This is a genomic window from Herbidospora daliensis (assembly GCF_001570585.1).
GTDB lineage: Bacteria > Actinomycetota > Actinomycetes > Streptosporangiales > Streptosporangiaceae > Herbidospora > Herbidospora daliensis.
The window spans coordinates 1,233,722-1,248,328 of the sequence record NZ_BBXF01000001.1; the positions used below are offsets into that span (position 1 = coordinate 1,233,722).

Here is a 14,607-nt window from a genome sequence, read left to right on the forward strand (position 1 = left end):
CCACGCAATCCGATCCCGGGACAGTTCGGCGATTCCGAGTTCAACCCCGAGACAGTTCGGTGTTTCGAGTCCAATCCCGAGACAGTTCGGTGCTCCCGTGTCCGACTCCGGGACCGTTCAGTGCTCCCGTGTCCGACCCCGAGACCGTTCAATGCTCCCGTGTCCGACCCCGAGACCGTTCAATGCTCCCGAGTCCGACCCCGAGACCGTTCAATGCTCCCGAGTCCGACCCCGAGACCGTTCAATGCTCCCGAGTCCGACCCCGAGACCGTTCAATGCTCCCGAGACCGTTCAATGCTCCCGAGTCCGACCCCGAGACCGTTCAATGCTCCCGAGACCGTTCAATGCTCCCGAGTCCGACCCCGAGACCGTTCGGTGCTCCCGAGTGGGCGGTCGATGGGCCGGCGGTGAGGGCGGCTCGGCCGCCTGATGCTCGCCGCCGACCCGCCCCAGTCGTCACGGAGACGACAGGCGATGACACGCCACCCGAGGCGGTCGCTTTACCCCGTCCCGCTACGAGGAACCCAGGCGATTCGGCCTCTCCGTAGAGGCCGAATCGCCTCGGCCAGACGGCCCTACAACCCGTATTTACTCCAAAGAAGCAGTGAGGCGCCGTGAAGTCTCACGTACTGCCACTCGCTTGACGTCAGACCGGCTTTGACGTCTTTCAGGATCGGTGTGACATTGGCTTTGGTGAGATATCCGGCCACCATCACGTGAACCTGCTTGGCGCATTCCGATTGCGATTTCCCGCTTTTCTTCATCGCGAGAATCTGCTGACTGATCTTCTTGTAATACGGTTCGAAGTGGCGGGCCAGGACCGCGTTCACCTTCGTCAGCGGAACCCCGGAACCTGAACCGCTCGACAGCTTCGCCAGGATCAACAGTTGACTTGCGGTGAGACCACCTGAGGTGATGAGCGTGGCGGAGGAGTCCTTGAATGATTTGTTGGCGTAGACGTCTGCCGCCAGCCTGTCCAGGATTCCGGACAGCTGCTGGTCGGTGAAGAATGTCGTCAGCAGCGACTTGGTCTTATCGATGGCCGTCTGCTTGGGCGTGGCAAGGGTTTGCGATGCCTGCAGCAGGCCCGCTTCGGCCGAAATCGACGCGTGAATGGCACCCGCCGACGACGATGAAGCCGCGCTTACCGGGGAGACATTCGCAATGCAGGCCGACACCGCGAGGGCGGCGACCAAAATGGAGGTTCGTGGCACCGGCGTCAGGTTACTCATTTCCCCGGTACTCGTCCAAGCGGACGTCACGCCGCAGGGCTTCGACGTCGGCCGACCTGGTGGATCGGGCGTGCATCCGCAGTGCTCCCGGTGACAGCGGCGGCGCGAACCCGGTGCGACCAGACGCACATGGCACCTTCCACTCACGTCATCCCCACCGCTGCCGCTCGCTTCTCAGGAAGGTTCTTCGCCCTCCTCTGGCCCGTGGACCTTAGGAAATGGAACCGCGTGGGCCACGGCTACCCGCCGGACCGATAAGGTCCCCACGATCATCCGAAGCATTCGACAAGCTGGCTAACCCCATCAAGTCGGCTTCCGGGGGGCGTTCGCCACCCGGGATTCCCCTGGTCCGACCGATCGTCGTCGACCACCTTGCGAGTGCCACCGCTCCGGTGCCAGCGGGCCCCTCCGGAGAACGGTGCCGTCCACACCTCGCCGTTCGTGTATCCGGCCTCGTTGATCCACCAGCACGATCGGAGGGTCGCAGAGCACCAGGTAGTCGACGAGGTCAGGACGAGGCACGATCCCGAGACGAGACGTGGCACGATCGCGAGACGATGGGATCAGGGCTCGCTATGCCGCAGGTGCCGCCGTGCTCGGCGGGTGCCGGATCGATTGGCCATGCCACCGCCCTGCTCTCACCGACATCGGCTATATCCATTTCCGCCGAGAATTGGGCGAAAATTCTCCCGGAGGAATCGGACCATAGCTGATCAATCGCAAGCCTCCTAGGCGGTGTCCGGGCATCGTCGAGGTAACGCCGGATGCCTCCGCGTGCGATGTCAGGGCACACCTGAATCCACCCGGAGCAAGCGATGTCGAATCCGTACGGGCAGCAAGGACAGCCTCCGCATTACGGCCCGCCTGGAGGCCAGCCGCCCGGCTACGGTCAACAACCCTTCTACGGGCCGCCGCCCGGCTACGGCTACCCACCCCCGCCACCGCCCAAGCGGACGAACACGCTCGCCATCCTCATGGTCACCGCGGTCGTCTTCCTGCTCCTCGTCGGAGGCTGCTTCGCGTTGATCCTGAACGTCGACGACAGGTCCGCCGGGCGGGAGACGTTGGCCACCCCCGACCGCAAGCCGACCACGAGCGAGCCCACCTCCCCCGTGACCGAGAGTCAGCCCGCGCCGGCCGGCGGCCCGGTGGCTCTCGGCTCGGCGGTCACCCTGCACGGGATGGATTCCGACCTGCAGGTGGACGCCACCGTCAGTCAGGTCTTCGATCCGGCCACCCCGGCGAACGACTTCATCAAGCCGGACGCGGGTTCCCGCTGGGTCGCGGTCGAGCTGCAGCTGAAGAACACCGGGACGGCCGTCTACAGCGATGCCCCGGGCAACGGACTCAAGCTGATCGACACCCAGGGCCAGCAGTACAGCCAGACCTTCGGAGAGGTGAAGGAGGGGGTGACCCTCTCGTCGATCACGGCCAATCCCGGTGATTCGCGTAAGGGCGTGATCCTCTTCGAGGTCTCCAAGGACGCCGAACTCGCGACGCTTCAATTCGCGCTGAACAGCGGTTTCGCCGACGAGAAGGGCGAGTGGACGATCTCCTGACGCCGCGAACCCTCATCCGCGGCCCTGAGACGAGGCCGGTCACCGAGGCTTGTTGCCCTTCTTCTTGCGTGCGGCCGGGACGGGCTTGCGGCCGGAACTCTTCTGGGCCGGTTTGCGGGCCTGCCGCTGCGCCGGTTTCTCCGCCAGGGAGTCGGCCGCGCGGCCTCGTGAGCTGTTCACCGTCCGGCCCCGGACGACGCCGATGAAGTCCTCCACCAGGTCGGTCGTCGCGGCCGTGGGCCAGGCCAGGGCGACCTGCGACTGGGGCACGTCCGCCATCGGGCGGTAGGTGAGGTCTCTGCGGTGGTGGAGGCGGGCCAGCGACTGCGGGATCACCAGCAGGCCGCTGCCGGCCGCCACGAGTTCGACCGCGTCGGCCGTCGTGTCCGGGCGGGTGAACGCGGGCAGACCGGGGCGGACCGTCCACGCGATGGTGTCGTCCAGGGGATGGAAGACGTCTTCGTCGGCCAGGTCGGCGATGGTCACCTCGTCGGCGGCGGTGACCTCGTGGTCCTTCGGGACCATGACCACGGTGGTCTCGACGTAGAGGGGGATCACGCTCAGCCCCTCGCGGTCGACGGGCAGCCGGACGAACGCGGCGTCGGCGCCGCCGTCGCGCAGGAGCTGCACCGCCTTGGCGGCGGGGACCGCGAGCAGGGTGATCGGCACGTCGGGCATGCGCTCGGTCCAGACGCCGACCCATTTCGCGGGCGTCACCCCGGGCGCGTATGCCAGCCGGAACTCCCTGGCGGCTTCCCCATCAGTCACCGCCCCAGCGTATCGACGTTATTCTCGAGGCCATGACCTCGTCCAAACCGAAGACCGTCCAGACGATGAAGCCCGAGACCGCGGCCAAGAAGCTGGACGTCCTGTTGTCGGCCACGCCCGCCGAGTTCCAGGAGGGCGTCGTCTCCCGTGACGAGCTGAACGAGCTGCAGTCGTCCCCGCCCGCGTGGCTGGTCGACCTGCGCCGCAACGGCCCTCACCCCAAGCAGGTCGTGGCCGCCAAGCTCGGCGTCTCCATTTCCGGCCTGATCAGGAGCGGGATCACCGAGCCGCTCACCACGGCCGAGATCGACGCGCTGAAGGCGGAGAACCCGGCGTGGCTGGAGCACGAGCGGTCCGTCCAGAAGGAGGCCCGCAAGGAGGCGCTCCGCCTCAAGCAGCGCTGACCGCCGTCTGCTCGAAAAGACCGGGTCAGCTGACGGGGATTCCCACCTCTTCCGCCGACTCGACGGTGAGGACGACCATCACGTCGTCCGTGCCCAGGTAGAAGCCGCCTTCCGGCCGATCCGCAGGCCGTCCGGCGGCGATCCAGACGACCGTGTCTCTTGAGCACAGCCGGATCGCGTAGGGCACTCGAACGTGGTTTCCGGACCAGACGATCTCGGTGCGGGTCAGCTTCTTGCCGACCAGCGGCGACCAGCCCGGGTGCTCGGTCACGTCCACCATCGCCGACCCGTTCATCACCAGATGGGCGGTCATCGGCTCGGGGAAGACTTCGAGCCCATAGTGATCGAAGCTGCTGCCCCACACCGCCGAATAGCGGGCGCCGTCGTCGGTCGACAGTTCGACACCCATGGTCGGCTGGTGCCAGGCGCCGAAGTCCCAGTCTTCGACGTCGTGTCCGTCGTCGCCGACCGTCAGCGGGTGGTAGGCGACTTTCCGGATGCGCCTGCCGCGCAACCGGGCGATCGTCCGCTCGTACTTCTCCACGGTCAGCGCCGTCGACATCGCCACAGCATCGTCGATGGCCGACGACCCCCGCCATCCCGTTTCGAAGGTGACAACGCCGCCGGCCGTCGCCAGGTGAACAGGCCGACCAGCCACACTGTCCGGTGACGCGATCACCGCGTCGCGTCGGGAAGGGCTCTGATCATGGGCAAGCTGGTACGCGACAACATCCCCCACTTCATCCGTCACAACGGCGGCGACCCGGACGTCTCCGTGCTCGAAGACGACGACTACCGGCGGGCCCTCCACGACAAGCTCGCCGAGGAGGCCGCCGAACTCGCCGCCGCCTCCGGTGAGGAGGTCGCCGAGGAGCTCGCCGACCTCCTCGAAGTGCTGCGTGCCGTCGCCGAGCTCCACGGGCACTCCTGGGAGCACGTCGAGCGCGTCGCCGAGGCGAAGCGCGCTCGACGTGGCGGTTTCAGCGCACGGCTCTATCTGCACTGACGAACGAGACGATCTCCCGGACGAACTCCTCCGGCTGTTCGAGGTGGCCCATGTGCCCGCTCTCCTCCAGCACCGCCAGCCGCGCGCCGGGGATGAGCTCCTCGGCCAGCCGGCCCCATCTGGTCCCGCCGAAGAAGTCGTACACCCCCGAGACGATCAGCACCGGGACGGTGAGGGAGCCGAGGTCGGCGCGCACGTCGAACGGGGGCTCCTCCTTCCGCATCGGGTCGATCCACGCCGTGAGGGCCTCGCGCAGCGGTTCGAGGGTCTCCTCCTCGGTCCAGTAGTCGGCGAAGTACGCCGGGAGGATCTCCCGGAGCGAGGTCGTGTACGCCTCGTCGCTCTGCGCCGCGAGCGCCCGCTGGAAGGCGGCCGGGATCTCGGCCGCGGCCGGGCGGTGCGGGAGGCGCTGGGGGAAGGCGGCGATGTTCGCCATCGCGTCGCTCCAGAACTCCTCGCCCGTCACGGGCGAGGTGGAGTAGAGGATCGCGCCGGCGACGCGCTCGGGGTGGTCGAGGGCGTAGCGCTGGACGACGAAGCCGCCGTGCGAGTGGCCGAGGAGGAAGACGGACGGTGCGTCCAGGTGCTCGACGACGCCGTGGACGAACCGGGCGTAGGTGTCGAGCCGGTAGTCGCGCGGGTCGTCGAGGCGGCCGGAGGTTCCGGTGCCGATCGGTTCGAGGTACACCATGGTCAGGTGCTCTTCCAGGGCGGGCAGCCGCAGGTATCTCCAGTCGATGCCGGGGCCGCCCGAGTGCACCACGCACACCGGGCCGGTTCCCGCGACGTGGAAGACCTGGCGGACGCCGTCCACCGTGATCTCGTGGGTCATCGTCATCCCTAACGTTCCGTGCCGGGCCCTGACGGGGCCCGGCTGACGTGAACGTGATGGGGGAAACCGGGCGGAAAGTTCGGTCGTGGCCCTGTGGTCTACGTCACGGGGTGGAACAGGCGCAGCCGCCGGACGCGGCCCTCGCGGAGGTGGTGCAGCCACACCAGGCTGGGCGGGCAGTGCCCGGGGGCGTCGGGCGGGCTGATCAGGTCGGCGCGCCAGATGGTGAGGTCGCGGCCGGCCACCACGTCGACCAGGCGCTGCCGGACCCCGGCCGTCAGGTCGGCCTCCATGCCCCTGATGGCGAAGGCGCGGTCGTCGTCGGCGCGCTCGCCGCCCGGGCCGACGAACTCGGCGTCGGGACGCCAGTGGTCGCGCACGACGTCGGCGAACGCGCCGCGCTGGGCCGCCGCGAGCATCTCCTCGGCCTCCCGGCGGCGGGCCAGGGTCAGCGCCGCGGCGTCGTCGTGGGCCAGGTCGGCCGTGGTCAGCAGGGCCTCCGCCAGTTTGACGCGGGCGTGGCTGAGGCGGCTGCGGACGGTGCCGACGGGCACCTCGCACAGGGCGGCGATCTGGTCGTAGGAGGTGACGTCGCTGAAGTGGCGCAGCAGGGCGACCAGGCGGACGGGCTCGGAGAGGTCGTTCACGGCGTGCCAGACCCAGTCGCGCAGCGCCCGGCGTTCCAGCAGCTCCTCGGGGGTGGGCTCCCGCGCGGGGAGCTCGGGGAGGGGGACGGCGGCGGCGGTGCGCAGCCGGGCCCGGCTGGCGTTGCGGACGATGGCCCGCAACCACGGTCCGGCGGCGTCGGGGTCGCGCAGGTCGTCGATGCGCCGGACGGCGACGAGCATGGCGTCCTGGACGGCGTCTTCGGCGTCGGCACTGTGGCCCAGGACGGCGAGCGCGACGGCGAGCATGCCGGCCCGATGGCGGGAGAGGAGCAGGCCGAGACCGGTCACGTCGCCGGTCACGGCGGCCCGCACCAGTTCCGCGTCCGACGGCGTGCCCACCCGGGAAAGGGTACGTGCACGCCGTCGAATCGGACAAAAGCGAGGAAAGCGGAAGAGCTAGCAGGCCCATGAGTTGAGAAGGAAGCGTCTTCCATGGCCTCGCGACCCCGACCGTATCAGCCGGGGATCAGCTCGTGCAGGGTCGTAAGGGTGATCACGCGGGCGCCCGGCGGCGGGTCGGCGGGCGCGGCCAGGCCGATGCAGGTCACCCGGTCGGTCGCCGAGGATTTGGCGCGCATCAGGTCGACCAGGTAGCCGACGCGCAGGTAGTCGCGTTCGACGATCGAGCGCACCAGCAGGCTCGTGGTCAGCCGGTGGGCCTCCACCCGGTTGAAGGCCGGGTGGCCCTTCAGATAGAGGTGCAGCCACTTCGCCCGCCAGCCGCCGGCCTCGTCGCGGAGGAACGCCAGCGGGAGGGCGATCCGGCCGGCGCCGCGCAGGTCGGACTTGGCCCTGACCGTGCGGGCCTCGAACGGCCTGCCGTGCTGGTCCTCGCCGCGGACCATGAAGCCGAAGAACGCCTCGGCCGCGTCGTCGAACCTCTCACCGCTGAACACGTCGACCTGCGGGATGACGATCGGGCGGGTCGCCCGCGCGAGGCGGATGTCGACGAACTCCGACGCCCCGTGGGGCGCCTCGGTGAGGTCGCCGGAGTACCACGCGAAGCCGGTGCGGTAGTTGGTCCACGACACGTGCAGCGCGTCGCCGTAGTCGGCGTCGAGCATCAGCGCCGACAGGTCGTAGTCGGTGGGGCGCTCCTTCTCGCGCCAGTGGACGAAGAACCGCAGCAGTTCGCCGTCGATCGGCGCGACCGAACCGCGCGGCAGCAGGCCGAGCCCCGGCGCGACCGCCTTGCCCGACAGCGGCAGCGCGACGTCGAGCACGTCGTCGTCGACGACCAGCACGCCCGGGTCGGGCAGGCGGCGGCCGATCTCCTCGTCGAGGAGGGCGAGCGCCTCGGCGATCACGCCGCCGTCGAGCGGGGGCCGGGTGTCGGGGGTGACCCAGGCGCGGCTGTTCCGGTTGGCGAAGATCCGGGGGGCGGAGGCGGCGGCGCGGTTCTGCAGGTGCTCGCGCAGCGACAGCAGCACCCGGCCGGACGCGCTCCCGGCGGCCTGACGGGCGGCGTACAGGACCGAAGAAGGGGACTCCCCCGACCGCAGCAGGTGGTCGAGGCGGCGCAGCAGCGCGCCGGGGCTGTTGCCCAGCAGCCGGAGGGCCTCGCCGGTACGGCCCGCCGCCAGGGCGACCTCGACCCGGCCGGGCAGGCTCACGGCCGGGCGCTCGCCCCGGGCGACCTCGAAGACGTGGCCGGCCTGCGGGAACCTCGGGTAGTCGTGGGCGTGCAGCCGCTCGCCGAGGCGCTTCCACTGCTCGCGGTGGCGGGGCACGTCGCCCAGTTTGGCCGTGGTCGCGACGCCGTCGAGGGCGGCCAGCAGGGCGCGCCGCTCGGCGCGGGTGAACGACCGGAACCGGGTCGGATCGGTCAGCGTGACGTCGCCGCCCGACAGGCCGCAGGCCAGCCGAAGCACGTCGGTGACGGTGTCGACCAGCGGCGCCCGCCCGGCGGCCAGCCTGGCCTCGTTCACGACGGCCCGGTTCTCCCGTACGGGAATACGTCCCGGCTCCCCCGCGCAGACCCCGGCCAGGCGGCGGAGCAGCGTCACGTCCTCGGCCGAGAGGGGGACCTCCGACCCGGCCAGCGAGGCGAACAGCGCCTCCGACTCGGCGGCGAGGGTGCCGCCCAGGTCGAGCACGGTCACCCGGTCGCCGGCCAGCGGCACGAGCTCGGCGTGCGCCGCCAGCAGGTCGGCGTAGCTGTGCCGGTGGACGCCGTAGCCGGGCAGGGTCAGCAGGTTCCCGGGCGACACCCGGCCGGCGGCGACGGGGTCGCGCAGCGCCTCGGCCAGCAGACCGGCCCAGAACTCGACCGTGTCGGGGACGTTCCTGGGGAAGTCCACGAAGTAGGGGTTGTGCCGGACGTGGTCGCCGACCAGCGTGCGGACCGCCGCCAGGACGCGTACCCCCAGATCGACGACCGCACCGGCGGGCAGCCGGCCCAGCCGGGCGAGCAGCGCCGGGGAGCAGGCGAAGCCGACGCTGAGCAGGGCCGCGTCGAGCTGGCGGGCCGCGGCGGCCCCGGGCGCGCCCTCCGTCTCGCCTTGCGGAAGGTCGACGGGCACCCTGAGGCGGCGCGTGATGATGAGGCTCTCCGATGCCATCGGCACAGCATCACACAAGAGGTGCATCCTGCGGCAACGCGGAATCAACCTGCGGTTCAGGTGGGTCTCCCAAGATCTTCAGGTCGGGGAGACACCCCTTGGCCGTACCGCAGGAGTTTACGAATGAGCATTTCCCGCCGCCAGATCTTCACCGGAAGCGCCGCCACCGCCGTCGGCCTCGCCGTCGGGGGCGTGCTGCCGACCCTTGGCGCGACCCCGGCGTCGGCCGCCACCAGCACCGGGACCGCCGGGCGTCCGCTGCGCCCGTTCCCGCCGCTGAAGGACGACCCCAACGGCATCCTCGCGCTGCCCGAAGGGTTCCAGTACCGGATCGTCACCCGTGAGGGCCAGACCGACATGTCGTTCGGCCAGGGCAAGACGCCCGGCCTGCACGACGGCACCGGCGTCGTCGGCCAGAAGCACGCCGGCTACACGCTGATCCTCAACCACGAGCTCGGCCCGGGTTCGGCCAACGGCGTCCCGCACATCCCCGGCACCGTCTACGACCCGGGCGCGCCCCTGGCCGGCGGCTGCACCGTCGTCAACACCGACCCCAACGGCGCCCTGCTGAGCCAGTGGGTCGGCATCTCCGGCACCATCCGCAACTGCGCCGGCGGCGTCACCCCGTGGGGCACCTGGCTGACCTGCGAGGAGAACTCGAACAAGGCCGGCACCTCGTGGTCGGGCGGCGGCCAGTCGGGCGTCTACCAGAAGGACCACGGCTACGTGTTCGAGGTCTACCCGGACGCGTCGGACGCGCAGCTGCCCAAGCCGATCAAGGCGTTCGGCCGCTACGACCACGAGGCCCTGGCCGTCGAGCCGAAGCAGCGCCGCGTCTACCTCTCCGAGGACGCCAGCGGCCCCAACGGCCTCTTCTACCGGTGGACCGCGGCCCAGGGCAAGCTGGAGAAGGGCTTCGCCGAGGAGCTCGGCGACACCGAGGGCACCCTCGAGGCCATGCAGATCCGCATGGACGACGGCACGATCATCCCCGACGTCGCCTACATCACCTCGGCGCAGCTCGGCCGTCCGTTCCAGGTGACCTGGATCGCCGTCCCCGACCGTGACGCCAAGACGGTCCCGACGCGCCAGCAGTTCGCCGACGGCACCGTCACCCGCGGCAAGAAGTTCGAGGGCGTCTGGAGCAACGGCGAGGGCTGCTACATCGTCAACAGCTACGCCTTCGCCACCGCCGACCTGCCCCCGGACGCCGCCAAGCACGACGGCATGGTCTGGTTCTACAACTACAAGGACGAGACCATCACCCTGGTCACGTACTTCCCGCACAACGCGTTCGCCGAGGGCGAGGGCCCGGCGCCCAAGTTCGCCGACATGACCTTCGACGGCCCCGACAACGTGACCGTCACCCCGTGGGGCACCCTGGTCCTGGCCGAGGACGGCGTCCGCGCCTCCCACGTCCTCAGCTCGGTCCCCGGCGGCCCGACGTACGCGATCGCCCGCAACATGGTCCAGATCGGCACCAGCAACGGCGCGCCGACCTACTCGGAGTTCACCGGCCCGACCTTCTCGCCCGACGGCAAGGTCCTGTTCGTGAACATCCAGACCCCGGGCATCCAGCTGGCCATCACCGGCCCGTGGCAGGACTACCTGCGCTGACCCTTGGTGAATCCGCCGGGGCCGGTGGTTATCCTGTGGCGTCATGGGCGTACAGGAACCGGCCCCGACGGTGGCCGAGGTGCTGGCCGAGCTGGCCGCGCTCGACGACCCGAGGGCGCGAGCGGTCAACGAGCGGCACGGCGACGACCACGGCGTCAACCTCGGGAAGCTGCGCGCGCTCGCCAAGCGGCTGAAGACTCAGCACGACCTCGCCCGCCGCCTCTGGGAGACCGGCGACACCGCGGCGAGACTGGTGGCACTGCTGATCTGCCGCCCGAAGGCGTTCGACGCCGCCGAGCTCGACGCCATGCTGCGCGAGGCCCGCGCGCCCAAGGTCCACGACTGGCTCGTGAACTACGTCGTGAAGAAGAACCCCTGCTCCGAGCAGCTGCGCTTGCTCTGGACGGCCGACCCCGACCCGGTGGTCGCGAGCGCCGGCTGGGCGCTGACCACCGAGAACGTGACGAAGCGGCCGCAGGTCCTCGACCTGCCCGGCCTGCTCGACACCATCGAGGCCGGGATGCGGGACGCCCCCGACCGCGGTCGGCGGGGTGCTCGCCGCGCAGCTGGAACGCCACTCGTCGAAGACCGCGCGCAAGGTCGCGGAGATCGCCGCCGGCGACGGGGAGTCGGGCTGGCTGGAGCAGGTGGCCCGGCGGCTCGCCGACGCCGTCCGCAACCAGTGGAAGACCGAGGCGGAACTGCGGCGGCTGGACGATCCGTGGCCGCTGAACGTGAGCTGGCTGAAGGAGGAGGACCTCACCGACCCGACCTACGCGCTGCCCCGCCCCCGGGGCAGGGGCCGGCGGGTCGAGCGGCTGGAGGTGCCGCTCTCGGGCGACCTGAGCCGGGTGGCCGACTTCTACGAGAGTCTGCCGAGCAGGCGCCTGGTGATCCTCGGGCCGCTGGGGTCGGGCAAGTCGGTGCTCGCCCTCACCCTGCTCCTCGACCTGCTCGACCGGTGGGAGCCCGGCCGGCCGGTGCCGGTGCTCGTCCAGCTGAACACCTGGAGCCCCGACACCACCAGGCTGGCCGACTGGCTCGTGGGGCAGCTCGCGGAGGGGTACCAGCTCGCGTCGCCCTCGTTGCGGGACGCCAGGGAGATCGCCCGCCGCCTCCTGGACGAGGGCCTGATCCTGCCCGTGCTCGACGGCCTCGACGAACTCGCCGAACCCTCCCGGCCGCAGGCGATCAGCGACGTGAACGCCTGGCTGGGCCGCGACCGTCCGGTCATCCTGACCAGCAGGCTCGACGAGTACCACGCCGCCATCGGCAGGGGCGACGTCGTCACCGGCGCGGCGGCGGTGCTGCTCCAGCCGCTGACGGTCGAGATGGTGGAGGAGTACCTCCGGGCCGCCACTCCGGGCCCGCGCATCCGGCGGTGGAACCCGGTCTTCGCCGAGCTGAGGTCCGGTCCGGACGGCCCCGTGGCGACCGCGCTGCGCTCTCCGCTCATGGTCGCGCTGGCCCGCACCATCTACGGAGACCAGCCGGGTGACCCGGCGGCGCTGCTCGACCGGCGTCTCGACTCGGTCGCCCGGGTGGAGAAACACCTGCTCGGCGAGCTGATCCGGGCCACCTACCCCGACCGGAGACGCGATCCCCCGGCGGAGGACATCCGGATCTGGCTGACGTTCCTGGCCCGCGTGCTCACCGGCCAGACCCGTCTCGGGATCGCCTGGTGGCACCTGGAGGCGGCGGCTCCGCCGGTGGTCGTCCACCTGCCGGCCGCCGCCGCGGGCGCGTGCGTCGTCGGGTTCGTCTTCGGCCCGGTCGCGGCGCTGGTCTTCGCCGCCGCCGTGCTCGTGCTGGGCGCCAACCCGCGGCTGGAGCGGTGGACGGTCGAGGGACTCCTGAGGCGTCCCGTCGCCCGGCTCCTCCCGAAGCGCGGTCTCGTCGCGGCCGTGATGGGCGCCGGCGAGAAGGCTCCCCTGGAACACCGGCTCGGCCTGGCGGCGGGCCGGGTGGTGGCCCTGGTCGCGGGCCTCTACCAGGGCTTCCTGCAGTACCAGACCGGCGGCCTGTACGTCGCCGTGGCCGAAGGCGTCGGCCTGGGCCTGGCGGTCGGCCTCGCCGACGGCTACTTCACCATCAGGACGCGGATCGTGCCCAGCGAGGTGAGGTTCGTCTCCCGGCGCGGGGTGGCGGCGTTCCTGCGGCACGTCGCCATCGGCTTCACCATCGGGGCCGGGATCGGGATGACGGCCTGGGCGATCTCGTCGTCGTGGTTCGGGGTGCTGGTCGGCGTCATCGTCGGCCTCGCCTTCGGCCTGATCGACGGCCTCAACATGTGGCTGGACGTCTCGGCCGACGTCACCCGCGCCCTGAGCCCCCGCTCGACCCGGCGCGCGGAGCGCCTGGCCGCCGTCGCGCGCAGCCTGACCCTGGGCGTCATCCTCTTCGTGACCACGGGCATCGCCTACACGTTCGCGTACGGTCTGGAGGCCGCCCTGGTCCCGGCGCTGGTCTTCGGGCTGGGCTACGCGGTCGCCGACCACCACATGGGCATCGCGGCGTCCGTCTGGGGCCGCTTCGTGGTGGCGAAGTGCTGGCTGGCCCTGCTCGGCCGGCTGCCCTGGCGGTTCATGGCCTTCCTCGACGACACCCACAAGCGCGGGCTGCTCCGCCGTGCCGGGGCGGTCTACCAGTTCCGGCACGTACGCCTGCAGGAACACCTGGCGAAACACGACGACGAGCGGCTGGTGGGGACGGGTGGACCGCGAACGGACTGACCGGCGGCGGGCGCTCGCCGACGAGGTGATCCGGGCCTACGCCGGCGTTCCGCGCCTGCCCACCTCGCGGGGCGAGGCACAGGTCGCCGCCTCCCTCGCCGCGCGGCTCTCCGCGCTCGGCTACGACGCGGACGTCGAGCAGGAGAGGGCCACGGCGTCCTACGCGGCGCCGATCGGCGCGTTGTGCCTGGCCGGGCTGACGGCCGGGCTGCTGGCCGGGCGCCTCCCGGGCGCCCGCAGGGCGGGCGGGGTCGTCGCCGGGCTCGCGGCGGCGATGATCGCGGACGACGTCGCCGGTGGGGCGCGGTGGTTCCGGCGCGCGGCGATCCCGCATCGGCGCGCGCACAACGTGGTGGCCTTCGGGGGCGACCGGTCGGCGGAGCGGACGGTGGTGGTGCTCGCCCACCACGACGCCGCCCCCTCCGGGGTGATCTTCGACCAGCGGGTGGTGCGCCTGCTGATCCGCCGGTTCCCCCGGTTCTTCGCCTCCGTCCGCACGAGCCCGCCCATCTGGTGGCCGGTGATCCTGGGGCCCGCGCTGATCGCCCTGGGCGCGCTCCGGGACGGCCGGGCGCTCCGGCGCGCCGGGATGGCGCTGACCGCGGTGAACCTGGCCGTGCTGGCCGACGTCGCCCGCCGGCCGGCCGTGCCCGGGGCCAACGACAACCTGTCGGGGGTGGCGGCCCTGGTCTGCGTCGCCGATTCGCTGCGGCACGACCCGCCGCCGGGTGTCCAGGTCGTCCTCGTCTCCGCCGGGGCCGAGGAGGCGCTCCAGGAGGGCGTCCGCGGGTTCGCGCGACGCCACTTCGCGGGTCTCGACCCGGAGACGTACTTCATCAACCTCGAAAGCGTCGGATCGGGACGGCTGGTGCTGCTCGAAGGCGAGGGCCCGGTGCGGATGCGGGACTATCCGCGGCCCTTCCTGGACGTCGTCGCGCGCTGCGCACAGGAGATCGGGGTGCCGCTGACACGCGGGCTGCGCTCGCGCAACAGCACCGACAGCGAGGTCCCGCGCCGGTACGGATTCCCGGTCGCGACCATCGTCTCCGTCGACCGCGACCGGCTGATCACCCACTACCACCTGGGGTCCGACGTCCCGGAGAACGTGGACCTGGACAGCGTGACCGCGGCCGCCGGACTGGCCGAGCACGTCATCCGCCGGCTCGGCCTTATGCGCGCTTAACAACTAGACTCCTAAAGTACTAGGAGACTAGATAAATGGAGCGCT

12 protein-coding genes and 1 pseudogene are annotated in these 14,607 nt (G+C 71.0%); 7 read left to right on the top strand and 6 right to left on the bottom strand.

The window, feature by feature from the left end; genetic code table 11:
- Positions 1-575: 575 nt before the first annotated feature.
- Complete coding sequence (locus AW274_RS04930; protein WP_157519772.1) at positions 576-1,232, bottom strand: hypothetical protein; 657 nt, start codon at positions 1,230-1,232, stop codon at positions 576-578.
- 974 nt (positions 1,233-2,206) lie between these two features.
- On the opposite strand from AW274_RS04930, the gene AW274_RS04935 reads away from it, so the two are divergent.
- Positions 2,207-2,791: a DUF4352 domain-containing protein gene (locus tag AW274_RS04935; protein WP_062429741.1), complete on the top strand. Its 585-nt coding sequence runs from the start codon at positions 2,207-2,209 to the stop codon at positions 2,789-2,791.
- A 39-nt stretch (positions 2,792-2,830) separates the two neighbouring features.
- Here AW274_RS04935 and AW274_RS04940 read toward each other — a convergent pair whose 3' ends face one another.
- Entirely contained in the window at positions 2,831-3,559 is a 729-nt protein-coding gene (locus AW274_RS04940) for a LysR family substrate-binding domain-containing protein (protein ID WP_063813071.1), read from the bottom strand.
- Positions 3,560-3,591: 32 nt separating this feature from the next.
- Between AW274_RS04940 and AW274_RS04945 the strand changes: the two genes are divergently transcribed.
- Entirely contained in the window at positions 3,592-3,963 is a 372-nt protein-coding gene (locus AW274_RS04945) for a DUF5997 family protein (protein ID WP_062429745.1), read from the top strand.
- 25 nt (positions 3,964-3,988) lie between these two features.
- Here AW274_RS04945 and AW274_RS04950 read toward each other — a convergent pair whose 3' ends face one another.
- On the bottom strand, positions 3,989-4,525 hold the full coding sequence (locus AW274_RS04950) for a hypothetical protein (RefSeq protein WP_062429747.1): 537 nt from the start codon (positions 4,523-4,525) through the stop codon (positions 3,989-3,991).
- Positions 4,526-4,669: 144 nt separating this feature from the next.
- Here AW274_RS04950 and AW274_RS04955 point away from each other — a divergent pair, with 144 nt between their 5' ends.
- A complete protein-coding gene (locus tag AW274_RS04955; protein WP_062429749.1) occupies positions 4,670-4,969 on the top strand; it encodes a nucleoside triphosphate pyrophosphohydrolase in 300 nt (99 codons plus the stop codon).
- Here AW274_RS04955 and AW274_RS04960 read toward each other — a convergent pair.
- The 3 genes from AW274_RS04960 to AW274_RS04970 all read right to left on the bottom strand — a co-directional run bounded on the left by AW274_RS04960 (position 4,944) and on the right by AW274_RS04970 (position 9,030).
- Positions 4,944-5,801: an alpha/beta fold hydrolase gene (locus AW274_RS04960; protein WP_198169013.1), complete on the bottom strand. Its 858-nt coding sequence runs from the start codon at positions 5,799-5,801 to the stop codon at positions 4,944-4,946. The two genes, AW274_RS04955 and AW274_RS04960, sit on opposite strands and share 26 nt — an antisense overlap.
- A gap of 98 nt (positions 5,802-5,899) precedes the next feature.
- Positions 5,900-6,808 carry an RNA polymerase sigma factor gene (locus AW274_RS04965; RefSeq protein WP_062429753.1) on the bottom strand — a complete coding sequence of 303 codons (909 nt, stop codon included), beginning with the start codon at positions 6,806-6,808 and terminating at the stop codon, positions 5,900-5,902.
- Between the two features lie 116 nt (positions 6,809-6,924).
- Positions 6,925-9,030, bottom strand: coding sequence for a TerD family protein (locus tag AW274_RS04970; protein WP_062429755.1), 2,106 nt, complete (start codon positions 9,028-9,030; stop codon positions 6,925-6,927).
- A 123-nt stretch (positions 9,031-9,153) separates the two neighbouring features.
- Here AW274_RS04970 and AW274_RS04975 point away from each other — a divergent pair, with 123 nt between their 5' ends.
- The 4 genes and pseudogenes from AW274_RS04975 to AW274_RS04990 all read left to right on the top strand — a co-directional run bounded on the left by AW274_RS04975 (position 9,154) and on the right by AW274_RS04990 (position 14,562).
- A complete protein-coding gene (locus AW274_RS04975; RefSeq protein ID WP_062429758.1) occupies positions 9,154-10,647 on the top strand; it encodes an alkaline phosphatase PhoX in 1,494 nt (497 codons plus the stop codon).
- A gap of 43 nt (positions 10,648-10,690) precedes the next feature.
- Positions 10,691-11,128, top strand: a pseudogene (locus AW274_RS38890) (DNA alkylation repair protein); the annotation flags it as partial.
- A gap of 70 nt (positions 11,129-11,198) precedes the next feature.
- Positions 11,199-13,379 (top strand): NACHT domain-containing protein, encoded by a 2,181-nt coding sequence (locus tag AW274_RS04985; RefSeq protein ID WP_062429761.1) that lies wholly within the window; start codon positions 11,199-11,201, stop codon positions 13,377-13,379.
- On the top strand, positions 13,360-14,562 hold the full coding sequence (locus AW274_RS04990; protein WP_062429763.1) for a M28 family peptidase: 1,203 nt from the start codon (positions 13,360-13,362) through the stop codon (positions 14,560-14,562). The genes AW274_RS04985 and AW274_RS04990 overlap by 20 nt, the downstream gene beginning before the upstream one ends.
- Positions 14,563-14,607: the final 45 nt, after the last annotated feature.